Here is a 17,158-nt window from a genome sequence, read left to right on the forward strand (position 1 = left end):
GTCCCCTCTCCCTCCGGGAGAGGGCTAGGGTGAGGGGCTTTTGATCTGTTTCAGAATCTGAGTTCGACTCGGTATTTCAAGTCGGCGCATCTCTCCCAAACACCACGATCAGTCCCCTCTCCCTTTGGGAGAGGGCTAGGGTGAGGGGCTTTTGATTTGGCTTGTGATCTTGCTTTGGCTTTGGTTTTTGATCTTTTACCCCTTCGGAAGGCCGAGCGAAGGTGTTCATCCGGGGTTAGGCGCGCAGCGCCGTTCGACGAAGTCGAACACATCGAGAGGAGGTGCAGCGAAGCAAACCGTAGGCGATGCCCCCGGATGGACACCGTAGCGAGGGAACACTGAGCCTCAGCGAAGTGCCGTACGCCGGGGCAAAGCCTTTTGGTTCCTTTTTGGCGTTTGAAAAAGGGACTCGCTGTAAGAGCGAAACCGCCAGCAGCCAAAACCGCAGCAACGGATATGCCCCCAATCCAAACATTGACCCATAAGCAAGCCATGCGTAGCCTTGCGCATTCGAGGTTCTTCGGCCGTTGCCGAAGCTAAGAAGGGAACGCGGTCAATGCCGCGGCTGCCCCCGCAACTGTGAACGGTGATGTTCGCTGCCACGCCACTGCCAGCTCAATCGATGAGCCCGCGGGAAGGCGCAGCCAACGCCAGGCCCAGCGCCTGAACGCCGTCAGCCAGGAGACCTGCCTCGTCACAGATTCTCAATTCAACCGGGCGGGGTGATCCGGTGGCGAACTCTCCGGGCGCGCACGTGCGTTGCCGGTTCTCGTCCCGTATGCCCGCCGCTTGCCAAAGGGCATACCGATGAAAACACTGGCCAAACTCCCCGTCACCATCGTCACCGGCTTCCTCGGCTCGGGCAAGACCACATTGCTGCGGCACATGCTCGACAACGCGCAGGGCCGTCGTATCGCGGTGATCGTCAATGAGTTTGGCGAGTTGGGCATCGACGGTGAAATCCTCAAGCAATGCACCATCGGCTGCACCGAAGAAGAAGCCACCGGCCGCGTTTACGAACTGGCCAACGGCTGCCTGTGCTGCACCGTTCAGGAAGAATTCTTCCCGGTGATGCGCGAACTGGTCGCGCGTCGCGGCGACCTCGACCACATCCTCATCGAAACCTCGGGCCTGGCCCTGCCAAAACCACTGGTGCAAGCGTTCCAGTGGCCGGAAATCCGCAGCGCCTGCACCGTTGACGCGGTGATCACCGTGGTCGACAGCCCGGCCGTAGCCGCTGGCACCTTCGCCGCGTTCCCGGATCAGGTCGACGCCCAGCGCAAACTCGATCCGAATCTCGATCACGAATCGCCGCTGCACGAACTGTTCGCTGACCAACTGGCCAGCGCCGACCTCGTCATTCTCAACAAGGCCGACCAGACCAGTCCGGAAGATCTCGCTCGCGTGCGCGCTGAAGTCGCCGAAGAGCTGCCACCGGCGGTGAAAATCATCGAAGCCAGCAACGGCCGTCTGCCGCTGGACGTGCTGATCGGCCTTGGCGCCGGTTCCGAAGAACACATCGACAGTCGCCACAGCCACCATGATCATCACCACGGTGAAGGCGATGACGACCACGATGACCACGATCACGACGCCTTCGATTCGATCTCCATCGAACTGCCGCAAGCCGATGAAAGCCTGCTGCTCGACGCCCTGACGCAACTGGTGGTCAAGCACGGCATCCTCCGTGTCAAAGGTTTCGCCGCCATCCCGAACAAGCCAATGCGCTTGCTGATTCAAGGCGTCGGCACGCGTTTCGACAAGCACTTCGACCGTCAGTGGGGCGCCGATGAAGCGCGCGTCACGCGTCTGGTGTTGATCGGTCAGGAACTCGACGCCGCCCAACTCGAAGCGCAACTGCGCGCTGCGCTCAGCGTTTAAACCATGCACCTGCTCAGGACTCAGCCCGGCGGATTCGTCTCGGATGACAACATTGCCGACCTTGGACAAACCCCCGCCGAGCTGGTGATCCTGTGCAGCGGCGACTCCAGCCTGGCGCTGCTCGCCGAAGCCGCGCAGCAGTTGCCGGAAGATTATCCGAGCCTGCGTCTGGCCAATCCGATGCAGGTGCAGAATCACGCCTCGGTCGATCTGTACGTCGATGAAGTGCTGCGCCACGCCAAGGTGATTCTGATTTCGCTGCATGGCGGCATTGCCTATTGGCGCTATGGTGTCGAGCGGCTGGTCGAGCTGTCCGAGCGTGGTGTGCAGTTGATTCTGGTACCGGGCGATGACCGTCCCGATCCGGAACTCAGCGACTTGAGCACCGTCAACGCCGAGGAACGCGACCGGCTCTGGCAATTCCTGCGTCAGGGCGGCATGGGCAATGCGCTGGATTTCTTCCGCTGTCTGGCCAGCCGTTGGCTCTCCCGCGATTACGCCTGGGAAGAACCGCAGACCCTGCCGCGCACGGCGATTTACCACCCGAATAAAACCAGCGCCGCACTGAGTGACTGGCAAGCCGAATGGCTGCCGGAAAACCCGGTTGCGGCGGTGCTGTTTTACCGCTCGCATTTGCAAGCGGCGAACACCGCGTTCATCGATGTGTTCTGCCAGCGCTTGCAGGCAGCGGGGTTGAATCCGCTGCCGATCGCCGTGGCCAGTCTGAAAGAACCCGGCTGCCTGGCGGTGGTCGAGGATTGGCTGGATGAAGTCGAGGCGGGGGTGATTCTCAACACCACCGGATTCGCTCAGTCCAGCCCCGAAGCGCCGCATCTGCGGCCGTTTCGCCGCAATATTCCGGTGATCCAGGCGATCTGCGCGCAGGACAACGAGCCCGGCTGGCGCGACAGCGAGCAAGGCCTCGGCCCGCGCGATCTGGCGATGCACATTGCCTTGCCGGAACTCGACGGGCGCATCATCAGCCGGCCGATCAGCTTCAAGGATCTGGCCTGGCGCAGTGAGCGCAGTCAGTCCGATGTGGTCTGCTATCGTGCGCAACCCGAACGCATGGATTTTGTCGCCGAACTGGCGCGGCGCTGGATCGATCTGGCGCGGGTGCCGAATGGCGAAAAACGCATCGCGCTGATCCTCGCCAACTACCCGACCCGTGACGGACGCATCGGCAACGGCGTCGGCCTCGACACGCCGGCGGCGGCGCTGAATATTCTTCGCGCGTTGCAGGCTGAGGGTTATCCGATCACGGCAGAGCTGCCGAATAGCGGCACCGAGTTGATCCAGCAATTGCTCGGCGGCGTCAGCAACGATCTCGACACGATTGACCTGCGGCCCTGCCAGCAAAGCTTGGCGATGGACGCTTACCTGACGATGTTCAACGCGCTGCCCGAGGCCAATCGAACCGCAGTGATCGAGCGCTGGGGCGCGCCGCAAAACGATCCAATGTGCCGCGACGGGCGGATGATGATTGCCGGTCTGCGCTTCGGCCTGACCTTCGTCGGCATTCAACCGGCGCGCGGTTATCAGGTTGACCCGAGTGCGGTCTATCACGACCCGGATCTGGTGCCGCCGCACGCGTATCTGGCGTTCTATTTCTGGCTGCGCAATACCTACGGCGCGCACGGCGTGATCCACGTCGGCAAGCACGGCAACCTTGAATGGCTGCCGGGCAAAGGCGTCGGGCTTTCGGAAAACTGCTGGCCGGATGCGTTGCTCGGGCCGCTGCCGAACATCTATCCGTTTATCGTCAACGACCCGGGCGAGGGCGCCCAGGCCAAGCGGCGCACGCAAGCGGTGATCATCGACCACCTGATGCCGCCGCTGACCCGCGCCGAAACCTACGGCCCGCTGCGCAATCTGGAGCTGCTGGCCGACGAGTATTACGAAGCGCAACTGCTTGATCCGCGCCGTGCCCGCGAGTTGCAACGCGACATTCTGCAACTGGTGCGCGAAACGCAGATCGACCGCGAACTGCAACTCGATGCCGGGCTGGACAGCGATGCTGATGCGGCGATCTGGCTACCGCGTCTCGATACGTATTTGTGTGATTTGAAGGAATCGCAGATTCGCGATGGCTTGCACGTCTTCGGTGAGTCACCGACGGGGCGTTTGCGGATTGATACGTTGCTGGCGTTGCTGCGCATTCCACGCGGAGACGGGAAGGGCGCGCAATCGAGCCTGCTGCGCGCACTGGCCAAAGCATTCGAACTCGGATTCGATCCGCTCGATTGCGCACTAGCCGATCCATGGGCAGGCCCACGCCCCGAGCACCTGCAATCGCAAAGCGACGAAGTCTGGCGCACCGCTGGCGATACCCGCGAACGCCTCGAACTGTTTGCCACTGAACTGATTTTCCAGACGCTGCAATCCCCTTGTAGGAGTGAGCCTGCTCGCGATAGCGGAGTGTCATGCGATACAGATTTGCCTGACACACCGCTATCGCGAGCAGGCTCACTCCTACAGGGACCGCGTTGGGCTGAAGTCGGCGCAATCATCGACCACCTGCGCGAAGTCGTCGCCCCACGCCTGGATGCCTGCGGCCCCGCCGAAATGCGCGGCCTGCTCGACGCCCTCAGCGGCCGATTCGTTCCCGCCGGCCCGAGCGGTGCGCCCAGCCGTGGTCGCCTCGACGTGCTACCGACTGGCCGCAATTTCTATTCCGTGGACGTGCGCAACCTGCCGACCACCACCGCATGGCGCATCGGTTTCCAGTCAGCCACGTTGATTCTTGAGCGACACCTGCAAGATCACGGCGATCACCTGCGCCAGCTCGGTTTGTCGGTCTGGGGCACGGCAACCATGCGCACCGGTGGCGACGATATCGCTCAGGCGATGGCGCTGATGGGCGTGCGGCCGGTGTGGGCTACCGGCAGTCAGCGTGTCGACGATTTCGAGATCCTGCCGCTGAGTCTGCTCGACCGCCCGCGCGTCGATGTCACGCTGCGAGTTTCCGGGTTTTTCCGCGATGCGTTTGCCAACCTGATTCGTCTGTTCGACGCGGCGGTGCAGGCAGTAGCGGCACTGGATGAACCGGACGATCTCAATCCGCTGGCGGCAAAAGTGCGCGCCGAGCGTGAGTCTCTGCTGCAATCGGGTCTTGATGAAGAAACGGCGCGGCGTCAGGCCGGTTGGCGAATCTTCGGGGCCAAGCCCGGTGCCTACGGTGCGGGCGTGCAGGGCGCTATCGACGGGCGTTTGTGGCAGAGCCGCGACGATCTGGCCGAGGTTTATCTGAATTGGGGCGCCTACGCTTACGGCGGTTCCGACGAAGGCACCGCCGCCCGCGAGCAATTCGTTCAGCGTCTGAGTCAAGTGCAAGCGGTGCTGCAGAATCAGGACAATCGCGAGCACGACCTGCTCGATTCCAACGACTATTACCAGTTCCAGGGCGGCATGCTCGCCGCCGTGGAAAGCCTGCGCGGTGAAGCAACGGCCAGTTATCACGGCGATCACAGCCAACCGGATCTGCCGAAGATTCGCACGCTCAAAGAAGAGCTGAACCGGGTGATCCGCTCGCGGGCGGCCAATCCGAAATGGATCGACGGGGTTAAGCGCCACGGCTATAAAGGCGCGTTCGAAATGGCGGCGACGGTTGATAACCTGTTTGCGTTTGACGCCACCACGCAGTTGATCGATGACCACCAGTACGCTTTGCTGGCCGATGCTTATCTGCTGGATCCGGCGACCCGGGAGTTTGTTCGTGAGCATAATCCGCACGCGCTGCGGGATATGACCGAGCGGATGCTTGAGGCGCAGCAGCGGGGGATGTGGCAGGAACCGGGGGCTTATAAAGAGGCGCTGGAGAATCTGCTGCTGGATATTGAGGAAGATATGTAGCGTCCTCAGGAAAGTCACCCCCTCACCCCAGCCCTCTCCCCCAAGGGGGCGAGGGGGAAAGGGAGCCGATTTGTGTGCTGTTCAGAATCGAAGTCAACTCGATAATTCAGGTCGGCGCAACTTGCAAGAACACCCAGATCAGTTCCCTCTCCCTCTGGGAGAGGGCTAGGGTGAGGGCCACCCCAACTGACACACCACAACGCCAAGCACACCCACGACCACGACAGAGAAAACCCAAATGACCGACACCCCACATTTCCCGCTCTCCGCCGTGGTCGGCGCCGATGACCTCAAGCTTGCCCTGTGCCTCACCGCCATCGACCCAAAAATCGGCGGCGTGCTGATCGAAGGCCCGCGCGGCATGGCCAAGTCCACCCTGGCCCGTGGCCTGGCTGATCTGCTCGCCAGTGGTCAATTCGTCACCTTGCCGCTGGGCGCCACCGAAGAACGTCTGGTCGGTACCCTCGACCTTGACGCTGCCCTCAGCGAGGGCCGCGCACAATTCTCACCAGGTGTGCTGGCCAAGGCTGACGGCGGCGTACTCTACGTCGATGAAGTCAATCTGCTGCCCGATCACCTCGTTGATCTGCTGCTCGACGTTGCCGCCAGCGGCACCAATCTGATCGAGCGCGACGGCATTTCCCATCGGCATTCGGCGAGGTTCGTGCTGATCGGCACGATGAACCCGGAAGAGGGCGAGTTGCGTCCGCAACTGCTCGACCGCTTTGGCCTGAACGTCGCCCTCAGTGGCCACACCGCACCGACCGAGCGCGGGCAAATCATTCGTCGGCGTCTGGATTTCGACAGCGATCCGCAAGCGTTCTGCGCACAGTGGGAAGCCGAGCAACAAGCCCTGCGTGTGCGTTGCGAAAATGCTCGCGCTGTCTTGGCCAATATTGCGCTGGACGATGCCGCACTGGCGCAGATCACCGAGCGTTGTTTTGCCGCTGGCGTCGACGGTTTGCGTGCCGATCTGGTCTGGTTGCGCGCGGCTCGCGCCCATGCGGCTTGGCGCGGCGCTGAGGAGATTGGCGAAGAGGATATCGACGCTGTGGCCGAGTTTGCCCTGCGCCATCGTCGGCGTGAGCAAGCGCCATCGAGTCCGCAGCAACCTGCCCAGTCGCCTGCCGAAACCCAGGCCTCGTCGAGCGAAGGGCAGGGCCAGTGGGGCGACCTGCCGGCGCCTGCTCTTGCCACCGGCGCTCGCCGTGAAGTGCCGAGCTGGCCAAAAAAGCCTTAGGCATTCGCCCCCGATCCGACGCGGGGGCGAATGCCAGACCCCGCGCCGGACAGCTGGACAACGGACGCCAAGGCAAGCGCCATAAGGCGCGCAGCGGTACGGTGAATTGGCCGGGTTCGTTACTCAACGGGCGGCCTCGAACGCGCGAAGATCTGCTGTTTCAACTGCGCACGCGCTCACCGCATGAATTGTGGCTGGTGATCGTCGATGCCTCCGCCTCGACCCGCCGCCATCAGGCCTTGAGCGATGCCAAAGGTTTGCTCGCGCAATTGTTCGATGATGCTTACCGGCAACGGGCGCGACTCGCATTGTTGACGGCCAGTGGCTCGGTGCCGAAATGGCAGGTGCAGGGATTGAAGGCGTCCAGCGGCTTGCGGGTGTGGCTGGAAGCTTTAGGTGCAGGCGGTGGCACGCCGTTGCTGGCGGCGCTGGAGCAGGCCGGGCAGTGGCTGACGGTGCGGCGCAAGCGCTTTCCTGCCGAGCAGCAACGCTTGCTGGTGGTGACCGATGGGCGTCTGAAACAGTGGGCGGGATTACCGGCGCTGGCGTGCCCGGGGTTGTTGATCGATATCGAGCGTGGGCCGATCCGGTTGGGCCGGGCCAAGGATCTGGCGACGGCATTGGATGCGCAGTATCGACATATCGATGAACTGATTTCCCTCTGATACTTTCTGTGTCTGGTCGGGCCTCATCGCGAGCAGGCTCACTCCTACAGGGGAACGCATTCCAAATGTAGGAGTGAGCCTGCTCGCGATTGCATCGACCCGGTCTAGAGCCGAACACTCAAAACCCGAATCACTGCTCTATGCTGCACCCAGCCCCAATCACAAGGAGTGAGCGATGCGCGTTGTGGTCAAAAACCCTCAGGACGATTTCCGTGTAAAGGCCTACGCCGGCACCAACGGCGTGCTGCTGGCCATGGATCTGGCCGAATCCCGGCGCAAAGGCCTGTTGGGTTTCGCCATCGAAAAGCAGCAGGGCGGCAAACCCTGGTTGTTCCTGTTCAACAGCCTCACCTTCCCTGGCAAGGCGCATACCTTCCCCCAGTTCCACGCCACCCCAAGCGATAAAGCCCCGCTGCAGAAATTTCGCTGGGCCGATTATGCGGTCAATCCGGGCATGACCCTTCACTATCGCGTGCATCTGGCCTACGGCACCGCGGATGCCGTGTACTTGGGAGAGTCGTTGGAACTGACGATCACCCCCGATGACGGTCACCCGAGCAATCAAAGCGTGATATTCAACCGTGCGGTCGCCGCCAGTCAGGCGTTCCAGCGCAAGTTTCCCGATCTCGACGCGCAGATCAGCGCCAACAAAAACATGCCCATCGAAGCCTGGCCCGATGCGCCGCGGCAATGGTTGGAAAACGGCTTGCTCGCACGATTGCGCGGGTTTATCGAGCGTGCGGTCGATGGTCAGTGGGCGCTGGATATCGCGATTTACGAGTATCAGTTGCAGGCAATCGTCGATGCGGTGAACGCGGCGTTCATGCGTGGCGTAAAGGTGCGGGTGCTGTATCACGCCCGGCCCGATGATGAAGACACCAGGATCAACGAAGCGAGCCTGGCGGCACTGCCTCTCGCGAGCAAACGCGGGCGAGTGACCCACAATATCTTTCACAACAAATTCATGGTCCTCAGCCGCGTTGATGCCAGCGGCACTCATCAGCCTGAAGCGGTTTTATGTGGCAGCACCAATTTCACCGCCAACGGAGTTTATCGTCAGGCCAACGTGGTGCATGTGCTGGACGATGCATCGATTGCCGCCAGTTATCTGCAGACGTTCGAGCAGATCTGGGCGCAGCCGGATGATATCGGCGTTACCCGTGACTGGATTACTGAACACAACCCGATGAATCCGCAGCAACCTTTGTTCGCCGGGTTCTCGCCGCGCACCGGCGGGGCTGATCTGCAGGCGTTCGTGCAGATCATCAGCGCGGCGAAAAAGGACGTGCTGTTCGTCACCGCGTTCTCGCTGCCGGACGCGATTCTTAACGCGTTACTCGGCCAGCCCCACGACGACATTTTGCGTTATGGCCTGCAGAACACTGCCAGCCGCATCACCGGGTTCCACGCCGACCGCAGCGCCGAATTCGCTGCCACCGCGTTGCTCAACACCGGTCTGGAAGGCTGGCTGCGCGAGAACATGAAAGGCCAGAAAGGCAATCTGCTGGTGCACACTAAAGCGGTAGTCACCGACTTCACCACCGACACGCCGACGATCATCAGCGGCAGCCACAACCTCAGTGCCTCAGCGAGCAACGGCAACGACGAAAATTACCTGATCATTCGTGGCGACACCGATCTGGCGGATCGTTACGGCCTGGAGCTGTTGCGATTTTACGAGCATTACCGCTTTCGTTATTTCGCAAAAAAACTGGCGTTGAAGCAGGTGAATCCATTGGCGGTGGATGACAGTTGGACTAACGATTACTACGTCGAAGGGGATTTACGGCAGTTGTCGCGTTTGCGTTTTGCCGGCCGTTGACACGAAGTTGCAATACGCCCCCCGTAGGAGTGAGCCTGCTCGCGATGAGGCCAGCACAATCAACACATCTCTCCAGACTGTACAGATTTTGAAATGATTTGCCGCTGTAGGAAATGTTCCCAAAGCCTGTACGCTCCAAGGCCATTTTTCATTCAGGATTTGCATGAACACCCTCTCGGAGCCTCCCAGTCGCACCTTCCCCTCGCGCCATGGCGCGGTCTTGACGCACTCGCAGCATCCGGTTTTCCGACATCCGACTATCGTTGTTAACGCGGCTCCAGAGCCTTCGCGTTGCGCTTTGCCGTGTCCGGCAGCCTGAATCAACCGAGAGAGATAGAGACGTTTTATGGAATGGTTAGCGGATCCCACGGCCTGGTTAGGCTTGTTGACTTTGATCGTGCTGGAACTGGTGTTGGGTATCGACAACCTGGTGTTCATCGCAATCCTCGCGGACAAACTGCCACCGCATCAGCGTGACCGTGCGCGGATCATCGGCCTGTCGCTGGCGCTGATCATGCGCCTTGGCCTGTTGGCGAGTATTTCCTGGCTGGTGACCCTCACGCAGCCGTTGTTCGAGGTGTTCGACAAGAGCTTCTCCGGCCGTGACCTGATCATGCTGTTCGGTGGTGTGTTCCTGTTGTTCAAGGCGACCATGGAATTGCACGAACGCCTTGAAGGCCATGTCGGCGAACGCACGACCAACGCCGCTTATGCGATGTTCTGGCCGATCGTTGCGCAGATCGTGGTACTCGACGCGGTGTTCTCGCTGGATGCGGTGATCACGGCCGTGGGCATGGTCGATGAACTGGCAGTGATGATGATCGCGGTGATCATCTCGATTGGCTTGATGATCGTCGCGAGCAAGCCGCTGACGCGCTTCGTCAACGCGCACCCGACGGTGATCATGTTGTGCCTGGGCTTCCTGATGATGATCGGTTTTGCCCTGACCGCCGAAGGTCTGGGCTTCCACATTCCGAAAGGTTATCTGTACGCCGCCATTGGTTTCTCGATCCTGATCGAGGTGTTCAACCAGATCGCCCGGGCCCGACGCAAGCGTTCGATGCAAGGCTTGCGACCGATACGCGAGCGCACGGCTCATGCGGTCATGCGCTTGCTGGGCGGGCGCAAACTGGCGGCGGAAGAGTTGGGCGAGGAGATCTCCGACCTGCTCGACGACGGTGACGCGCCAAGTGCCGAACTGTTCGACCGTCGCGAACGGGTGATGATCAGCGGCGTGCTGCAACTGGCCGAGCGCCCGATTCGCGGGCTGATGACCGTGCGCGCCGATGTCGACACGCTTGATCTGGCCGATGACCGCGAGGCGCTTCGTACCCGCTTGATGCACTCGTCCTACTCGCGTCTGCCGTTGATTCGTAATGGTGCGGTGGATGAGCCGTTGGGCTTCGTGCACAAGAAGGAACTGCTCAAGGAATACCTGGCTGGCACCGAGCCGAACCTGGAACATCTGGCGCGCAAGACCATCAACCTGCTCGACAGTTATTCGATCCTCAACGCACTGGAGCAGATGCGCGCAGCCTCGACGCACATTGCCTTTGTGGTCAACGAATTCGGTGATTTTGTCGGCGTGTTGACCATGACCGACATCCTCGAATCGATTGCCGGTGAGTTGCCGGATGCCAGCGAAGTCGAAGGCCCGGACGTGGTCGAGGAGCAGGGCGGGTTTATCGTCAGTGGTGCATTGAACCTGTCGCGCGTGCGCCAGCGCACCGGGTTTGGTGCGCAGCCGACCGAGGACTATCAGACCATGGCCGGGTTGGTGATGAGCCTGCTGGATCGATTGCCGGTGATCGGTGACCGTCTGGAGCTGGAGGGCTGGCAGATGACGGTCAAAGCCGTGGAAGAGCGGCGGGTGACTCGGGTGTTGTTGGTGCGTGCTGCCGCGTAATACTTGAGTTCTCTACTGACTGTCCCGGCCTCTTCGCGAGCAGGCTCGCTCCCACAATGGAATGCGTTTCAAAGGGGGGCGAGCCTGCTCGCGAATGCTTGGGTTCAGGCACCGCAGTATTCACTGATGAAAAGTGTAGCGATCCTTCCCGATATGCTTTGACGCAAACAACGCCCCTTACGCCTTGAGCGCCGCCTGATTCAGCGAATCGCAATCCTCGACCCGGGTCTCACCGATACTGGTGGTCACCGGTCGAGGAATTTCCGCAAGCGAGCACGTGCAACAGTGCGCAGAGTACGAAGTGTCTGACGCAGCCAAGGCAGGTCATGCAGCTGTTTGCGAGGCGCAACGGGCGCTTTGGTCTTGCCGATATGCTCGGCGAAATCCCGTGCGAGGGTTTCTTCGGTGCCGATGCCTTTGAGTTTTTTCACCAGTCTACCGTTCTTGTAAAACAGCACGGTGGGCGTGCCGGTGACCAGCGGATGGCGCGGGGACTCGCTGGTATTGAGCATGTAGATATTGGCGCGATGCCGGTATGGCTCGGCCGTCTGGCGAAAAATCGGCCCGGCCCATTCGCAGGCGGGGCAATGTTCGTTGGCGAAATACAGGATTACCGGGCGCCAGGTTTTCAGGGCTTTGCGGTAGGTGGGCGGCAAAGTAGCGAGAGGGATATTCGCGCTCATCAGAATCTCCGTTTCAGGTGTAGCTGTATCTCTTGACGGTAATCCAGCGCGAGGCGTCCGCCTACTGTCAGACCTGACAGGTGCAACGCGCCTTGTTTTGTGCAGGGCGCCTCGAAATGTGGCGCGAATACCCGGCGTGTGTAGCCTACGGTAGCGAGTCTACTTGGCGTCTCTGGAAGCAGCGGCGCTGTCTGTTTCTGCATCTCTTTGATTTCGAAAACATTTCATTGCACTACAGATTCTCCAACAATCCTGTGGCACACTTTCTGCTGTCTATTCCGTAGTAACAAACCGTGTTCCGGTATAGCGGAATAAACAAAATTCTGGAGTGCTTGCCATGCATCGCCGTCCTTCGTTGTTCAAAGCATGTGTTTTTGTTCTTGCGGCTTCGTCCGCTGTCATGGGTATGGCCCAGGCCGCCGACAGCAAGCTCGACAGTGTTCTGGCCCGTGGCAAATTGATTGTCGGCACCGGCAGCACCAATGCGCCGTGGCACTTTCAGGGCGCGGACGGCAAGTTGCAGGGCTTTGATATCGACATCGCCAGAATCGTCGCCAAGGGTCTGTTCAACGACCCGAGCAAGGTCGAGTTCGTGGTGCAGTCGTCCGATGCGCGGATTCCCAATCTGCTCACCGACAAAGTCGACATGAGCTGCCAGTTCATCACCGTTACCGCCAGCCGCGCGCAGCAAGTCGCGTTCACCTTGCCGTACTACCGCGAAGGCGTTGGCCTGCTGTTGCCGAACAACAGCAAGTACAAGGAAATCGAAGACCTGCAAGCCGGCGGCGACAGCGTCACCGTGGCGGTGCTGCAAAACGTCTATGCCGAAGAGCTGGTGCATCAGGCACTGCCAAAAGCCAAGGTCGATCAGTACGACAGCGTCGACCTGATGTATCAGGCTGTTAACTCCGGCCGCGCCGATGCCGCCGCCACCGACCAGTCTTCGGTCAAATACCTGATGGTGCAGAACCCCGGCCGCTACCGCAGCCCAAGCTATGCGTGGAGCCCGCAGACCTACGCGTGTGCGGTGAAACGCGGCGATCAGGACTGGCTCAACTTCGTCAACACCGCATTGCATGAAGCCATGACGGGCGTTGAATTCCCGACCTACGCGGCGTCGTTCAAACAATGGTTCGGTGTAGATCTGCCTTCGCCAGCGATCGGTTTCCCAGTCGAATTCAAATGATCCCGTGAGGGTGGGGCGACCTCACATCGCCCCGCCCAAGGTACTGCTGACCATGAACTATCAGTTGAACTTTGCCGCCGTGTGGCGCGATTTCGACACCTTGCTGGCGGGGCTCGGTCTGGGGCTTGAGCTGGCCTTGGTGTCGATCGCCATCGGCTGCGTGATCGGCCTGCTGATGGCGTTTGCCTTGCTCTCCAAGCATCGCGCCTTGCGGGTGCTGGCTTCGGTGTACGTCACGGTGGTGCGTAACACGCCGATTCTGGTGTTGATTCTGTTGATCTACTTTGCCTTGCCGAGTCTTGGCATTCGTCTGGACAAGATTCCCTCGTTCATCATCACGCTCTCGTTGTATGCCGGGGCGTACCTGACCGAAGTGTTCCGTGGTGGTTTGCTGAGCATCCCCAAGGGCCAGCGCGAAGCCGGGTTGGCCATCGGTCTCGGCGAGTGGCAGGTCAAGGCGTACGTCACCGTTCCGGTGATGCTGCGCAATGTCTTGCCAGCACTGTCGAACAACTTCATCTCGCTGTTCAAGGACACCTCGCTGGCCGCCGCAATTGCAGTGCCGGAGCTGACCTATTACGCGCGCAAGATCAACGTCGAAAGCTACCGGGTGATTGAAACCTGGCTGGTGACCACGGCGTTGTATGTCGCGGCCTGTTACCTCATTGCCATGCTGCTGCGTTACCTCGAGCAGCGTCTGGCGATCCGCCGATAGGAGGCTGCGATGTACGAATCTCCAAGTTGGTTACATGAATTGTGGGTCGCGCGCGAACCGCTGTGGCAGGGTTTTTTGACCAGTGTGCAAGTGTCGGCGCTGGCGATTCTGCTCGGCACGATGCTCGGCGTGGTTACCGGGCTGGTGCTGACCTACGGCAAGTTCTGGATGCGCGCGCCGTTCCGTTTTTACGTCGATCTGATTCGCGGCACACCGGTGTTTGTATTGGTGCTGGCCTGCTTCTATATGGCGCCGGCACTCGGTTGGCAGATCAGCGCATTTCAGGCCGGGGCCTTGGGCCTGACGCTGTTTTGCGGCTCTCACGTCGCCGAGATTGTTCGCGGTGCGCTGCAAGCGTTGCCGCGCGGGCAAATGGAAGCGAGCAAAGCCATCGGTCTGACGTTCTACCAATCCCTCGGCTACGTGCTGTTGCCTCAGGCATTGCGGCAGATCCTGCCGACCTGGGTCAATTCGTCCACCGAAATCGTCAAGGCTTCGACCTTGTTGTCGGTGATCGGCGTCGCCGAATTGCTCCTCAGCACCCAACAGATCATCGCCCGGAACTTCATGACCCTGGAGTTCTACCTGTTCGCCGGTTTTCTGTTTTTCGTCATCAACTACGGCATCGAATTACTCGGCCGGCACATTGAAAAGCGGGTGGCCCTGCCATGACTCAAGCTCAAGTTTCCCCTCAGAATCAGGCGTTGCTGGACATCCGTGGCCTGCACAAACAGTACGGCGCGGTCGAAGTGCTCAAGGGTGTCGACCTGAGCATGCAGCGCGGCAACGTCGTGACGCTGATCGGCTCCAGCGGTTCAGGCAAAACCACGCTGCTGCGTTGCGTGAATATGCTCGAAGAATTCCAGGGCGGGCAGATCCTGCTCGACGGTGAATCCATCGGCTATGACGAGGTCAACGGCAAGCGTGTGCGGCATGCGGAAAAAGTCATCGCCCGCCATCGTGCAATGACCGGCATGGCGTTCCAGCAGTTCAACCTGTTCCCGCATTTGACCGCTTTGCAGAACGTCACCCTGGGCTTGCTCAAAGTGAAGAAAATGCACAAGGACGAAGCCGTCGTCCTCGCGGAAAAATGGCTGGAACGCGTCGGCCTGCTGGAGCGGCGCAATCACTTTCCCGGTCAGTTGTCCGGCGGTCAGCAACAGCGCGTGGCGATCGCCCGGGCCATTGCGATGAACCCGAGTCTGATGCTGTTCGACGAAGTCACTTCAGCCCTCGACCCGGAACTGGTCGGCGAAGTGCTCAACGTGATCAAGGGCCTGGCCGAAGACGGCATGACCATGTTGCTGGTGACCCACGAAATGCGTTTTGCCTTCGAGGTCTCGGACAAGATCGTTTTCATGAATCAGGGGCGAATCGAAGAGCAGGGGGCTCCCAAGGAGCTGTTCGAACGCCCGCAATCGCCGCGTCTGGCTGAGTTCCTCAAAAGCACGCGGTTTTAATTTTTCACTTTTTCAATCAGGAGAAACACCCATGAGCATTACGCGTTACGGCACCGGCAGCACCGCCGCTGGCGGTCAGCCACGCCCATTCGCCCGCGCCGTTGAAGCGGATGGCTGGCTGCATGTGTCCGGCCAGGTGCCGGCGGTGGATGGCGAGATCATTGTCGGCGGCATCGTCGAGCAGACTCACCAGACCATGAAAAACCTGATCGCGATTCTCGAAGAGGCCGGTTACGGCCTGGAAGATGTGGTGCGTGCCGGCGTGTGGCTGGACGATCCGCGGGATTTCAGCAGTTTCAACAAGGTTTTCGGCGAGTACTTCAAACCCGAGTACGCCCCGGCGCGGGCCTGTGTGCAGGCGAGCATGATGGTCGACTGCAAGGTCGAGATCGACTGCATTGCGTACAAGAAAAAGGCTTGAAAATTGCTGCGTTGCTTAGGCCGCAGCCCCTCACCCTAACCCTCTCCCAAGGGAGAGGGGACTGATCTGTATCGATGCGGATTTTGCGTATGACGCTTACATTTACATCGATACGGTCAGGCTCTTTCTCTCTGGGAGAGGGCGGGGGGTGAGGGCAGCAATCCAACTGACACAACATGATGCCGCGCGCGTAAAGCTTGGGCCTTAGCGCGCGGTATTTGTAGGTGGATTCTTTTGCACTGGGTGCAATGGAATTGCAGGATGGTAGCGGGAACTGGGTTCCCGCTGGTGGGGTTAGTTGGCTTTTATTAGTTTTTCGGCGACCCATTGGGCGATTTGCGGGACGACGGCGTTTCCGGCAGCGAAAGCTTCTGCAAGGTTGGACGCATCCAGTCCGAGGCAAAGCCCATCATTTTCAGACGTTCGCTGCCGCTCAGCCATCTGATGCCATCCGTTCGGGTGAGCGACGAAAGTGGTACAGCCCATAGCGATTTGGGAGCCGGCTTTGTTTGCCAATAGAGTATTGGCAGCCCATGTATCCGCGGGGCGTGGCCATTGCTGCGATTGAGACGCTGGAGGTATTGCGTCCACTGGCGCGGCGTCAGCCAGCAGCTCGATGGGGGGCATTCGTTGATGACCTGCGACCAGGAATATTCGACGACGTTGTTGGGGGACTCCGAAATATTGAGCATTAAGCACTCGCCAGAATCCCACATACCCGCTGTCCGCAAGGGCCCGGATGACTGTTTCAAAGTCTTGGCTATCGTTGATAGCGAGCAGGTTAACGACATTCTCAAGCACCACCCAGCGAGGTTGTGTCTCTTGGAGGATGCGTATGACTTGCCAAAACAGGCCGCTGCGTTCGCCGCGTAGGCCTCGGGTGGTTTGGTTGCCGGGGCGGCTGCCGGCGATGCTGATGTCTTGGCAGGGAAAGCCTGCGGTGATGACGTCGACGGTTTGGAGGTTGTGGGCGCCGCAGTGGCGGACGTCTTCGTGTTGGGTGGCGTGTGGAAATCGGTCGGCAAGGACAGCCCGGTTGGTGGGGTTGAGTTCCACTTGCCAGGCGGTGCGGTAGCCTGCGTTTTCGAATCCTGCATCAAATCCTCCTATGCCTGCGAACAGGCTTCCAATGGTGGGCTGGGGCATGTCTGCACTCGTGTGGGCAGATGCTCAGGGCATTCGGATAGGAGGCTCGGGGCCTTCAGGTGGTTGAGTGTCCGGCAGCGCGGGCACTTGATTTGTAGGTCGGTGAAGCCTCGCGCGGCGGCGAGTTTGCGGTGGCATTGGCCACAGCGGATGTCTTGCATGTTTATGTCCCTTTGGCTGT

At 60.3% G+C, this 17,158-nt stretch carries 14 protein-coding genes and 1 riboswitch; of the genes, 11 read left to right on the forward strand and 3 right to left on the reverse strand.

Translation table 11 applies throughout. The features are described 5' to 3' along the window. Positions 1–496: 496 nt before the first annotated feature. Positions 497–709: riboswitch (cobalamin riboswitch) on the forward strand. Between the two features lie 98 nt (positions 710–807). The 6 genes from cobW to ACI514_RS08210 all read left to right on the forward strand — a co-directional run bounded on the left by cobW (position 808) and on the right by ACI514_RS08210 (position 11,366). Then, positions 808–1,881, forward strand: coding sequence for a cobalamin biosynthesis protein CobW (cobW, locus tag ACI514_RS08185; RefSeq protein WP_034154301.1), 1,074 nt, complete (start codon positions 808–810; stop codon positions 1,879–1,881). A 3-nt stretch (positions 1,882–1,884) separates the two neighbouring features. Further along, positions 1,885–5,733 carry a cobaltochelatase subunit CobN gene (gene cobN / locus ACI514_RS08190; protein WP_405123495.1) on the forward strand — a complete coding sequence of 1,283 codons (3,849 nt, stop codon included), beginning with the start codon at positions 1,885–1,887 and terminating at the stop codon, positions 5,731–5,733. Positions 5,734–5,971: 238 nt separating this feature from the next. After that, on the forward strand, positions 5,972–6,973 hold the full coding sequence (locus ACI514_RS08195; protein ID WP_160058259.1) for an ATP-binding protein: 1,002 nt from the start codon (positions 5,972–5,974) through the stop codon (positions 6,971–6,973). 2 nt (positions 6,974–6,975) lie between these two features. Continuing rightward, positions 6,976–7,638, forward strand: coding sequence for a VWA domain-containing protein (locus ACI514_RS08200; protein WP_238785324.1), 663 nt, complete (start codon positions 6,976–6,978; stop codon positions 7,636–7,638). Between the two features lie 175 nt (positions 7,639–7,813). Then, positions 7,814–9,460: a phospholipase D-like domain-containing protein gene (locus ACI514_RS08205; protein WP_405123496.1), complete on the forward strand. Its 1,647-nt coding sequence runs from the start codon at positions 7,814–7,816 to the stop codon at positions 9,458–9,460. Positions 9,461–9,806: 346 nt separating this feature from the next. Next, positions 9,807–11,366, forward strand: a complete 1,560-nt coding sequence (locus ACI514_RS08210) for a TerC family protein (protein WP_160058256.1) — start codon at positions 9,807–9,809, stop codon at positions 11,364–11,366. 245 nt (positions 11,367–11,611) lie between these two features. On the opposite strand, the gene ACI514_RS08215 is transcribed toward ACI514_RS08210, so the two are convergent. Next, positions 11,612–12,049, reverse strand: coding sequence for a co-chaperone YbbN (locus tag ACI514_RS08215; RefSeq protein WP_160058254.1), 438 nt, complete (start codon positions 12,047–12,049; stop codon positions 11,612–11,614). Between the two features lie 337 nt (positions 12,050–12,386). On the opposite strand from ACI514_RS08215, the gene ACI514_RS08220 reads away from it, so the two are divergent. The 5 genes from ACI514_RS08220 to ACI514_RS08240 are packed head-to-tail and all read left to right on the forward strand — an operon-like array spanning position 12,387 to position 15,831. Beyond that, positions 12,387–13,235, forward strand: a complete 849-nt coding sequence (locus tag ACI514_RS08220; protein ID WP_160058252.1) for a transporter substrate-binding domain-containing protein — start codon at positions 12,387–12,389, stop codon at positions 13,233–13,235. A gap of 52 nt (positions 13,236–13,287) precedes the next feature. After that, positions 13,288–13,950 (forward strand): amino acid ABC transporter permease, encoded by a 663-nt coding sequence (locus ACI514_RS08225; RefSeq protein WP_003225455.1) that lies wholly within the window; start codon positions 13,288–13,290, stop codon positions 13,948–13,950. 9 nt (positions 13,951–13,959) lie between these two features. Then, positions 13,960–14,622, forward strand: a complete 663-nt coding sequence (locus tag ACI514_RS08230; protein ID WP_095047813.1) for an amino acid ABC transporter permease — start codon at positions 13,960–13,962, stop codon at positions 14,620–14,622. After that, positions 14,619–15,410 carry an amino acid ABC transporter ATP-binding protein gene (locus ACI514_RS08235; protein ID WP_160058250.1) on the forward strand — a complete coding sequence of 264 codons (792 nt, stop codon included), beginning with the start codon at positions 14,619–14,621 and terminating at the stop codon, positions 15,408–15,410. The genes ACI514_RS08230 and ACI514_RS08235 overlap by 4 nt, the downstream gene beginning before the upstream one ends. Before the next feature lie 31 nt (positions 15,411–15,441). Further along, positions 15,442–15,831 carry a RidA family protein gene (locus ACI514_RS08240; protein ID WP_160058248.1) on the forward strand — a complete coding sequence of 130 codons (390 nt, stop codon included), beginning with the start codon at positions 15,442–15,444 and terminating at the stop codon, positions 15,829–15,831. A 294-nt stretch (positions 15,832–16,125) separates the two neighbouring features. Here the strand turns inward: ACI514_RS08240 and ACI514_RS08245 are convergent, their stop codons facing one another. Together ACI514_RS08245 and ACI514_RS08250 are read right to left on the reverse strand one after the other, a co-directional pair. Then, entirely contained in the window at positions 16,126–16,977 is an 852-nt protein-coding gene (locus ACI514_RS08245; RefSeq protein WP_405123497.1) for a DNA cytosine methyltransferase, read from the reverse strand. Then, a complete protein-coding gene (locus tag ACI514_RS08250; protein WP_405123498.1) occupies positions 16,938–17,138 on the reverse strand; it encodes a Com family DNA-binding transcriptional regulator in 201 nt (66 codons plus the stop codon). The genes ACI514_RS08245 and ACI514_RS08250 overlap by 40 nt, the downstream gene beginning before the upstream one ends. Between the last annotated feature and the right edge of the window lie 20 nt (positions 17,139–17,158).

Origin of the sequence: Pseudomonas sp. M20 (genome assembly GCF_045037865.1) — a bacterium.
GTDB lineage: Bacteria > Pseudomonadota > Gammaproteobacteria > Pseudomonadales > Pseudomonadaceae > Aquipseudomonas.

Excerpts from the sequence above, each read along its gene's own strand:
- cobW (WP_034154301.1), top strand. The coding sequence starts at position 808 with ATGAAAACACTGGCCAAACTCCCCGTCACCATCGTCACCGGCTTCCTC.
- cobN (WP_405123495.1), top strand. The coding sequence starts at position 1,885 with ATGCACCTGCTCAGGACTCAGCCCGGCGGATTCGTCTCGGATGACAAC.
- ACI514_RS08195 (WP_160058259.1), top strand. The coding sequence starts at position 5,972 with ATGACCGACACCCCACATTTCCCGCTCTCCGCCGTGGTCGGCGCCGAT.
- ACI514_RS08205 (WP_405123496.1), top strand. The coding sequence starts at position 7,814 with ATGCGCGTTGTGGTCAAAAACCCTCAGGACGATTTCCGTGTAAAGGCC.
- ACI514_RS08210 (WP_160058256.1), top strand. The coding sequence starts at position 9,807 with ATGGAATGGTTAGCGGATCCCACGGCCTGGTTAGGCTTGTTGACTTTG.
- ACI514_RS08215 (WP_160058254.1), bottom strand. The coding sequence starts at position 12,049 with ATGAGCGCGAATATCCCTCTCGCTACTTTGCCGCCCACCTACCGCAAA.
- ACI514_RS08220 (WP_160058252.1), top strand. The coding sequence starts at position 12,387 with ATGCATCGCCGTCCTTCGTTGTTCAAAGCATGTGTTTTTGTTCTTGCG.
- ACI514_RS08225 (WP_003225455.1), top strand. The coding sequence starts at position 13,288 with ATGAACTATCAGTTGAACTTTGCCGCCGTGTGGCGCGATTTCGACACC.
- ACI514_RS08230 (WP_095047813.1), top strand. The coding sequence starts at position 13,960 with ATGTACGAATCTCCAAGTTGGTTACATGAATTGTGGGTCGCGCGCGAA.
- ACI514_RS08235 (WP_160058250.1), top strand. The coding sequence starts at position 14,619 with ATGACTCAAGCTCAAGTTTCCCCTCAGAATCAGGCGTTGCTGGACATC.
- ACI514_RS08240 (WP_160058248.1), top strand. The coding sequence starts at position 15,442 with ATGAGCATTACGCGTTACGGCACCGGCAGCACCGCCGCTGGCGGTCAG.
- ACI514_RS08245 (WP_405123497.1), bottom strand. The coding sequence starts at position 16,977 with ATGCCCCAGCCCACCATTGGAAGCCTGTTCGCAGGCATAGGAGGATTT.
- ACI514_RS08250 (WP_405123498.1), bottom strand. The coding sequence starts at position 17,138 with ATGCAAGACATCCGCTGTGGCCAATGCCACCGCAAACTCGCCGCCGCG.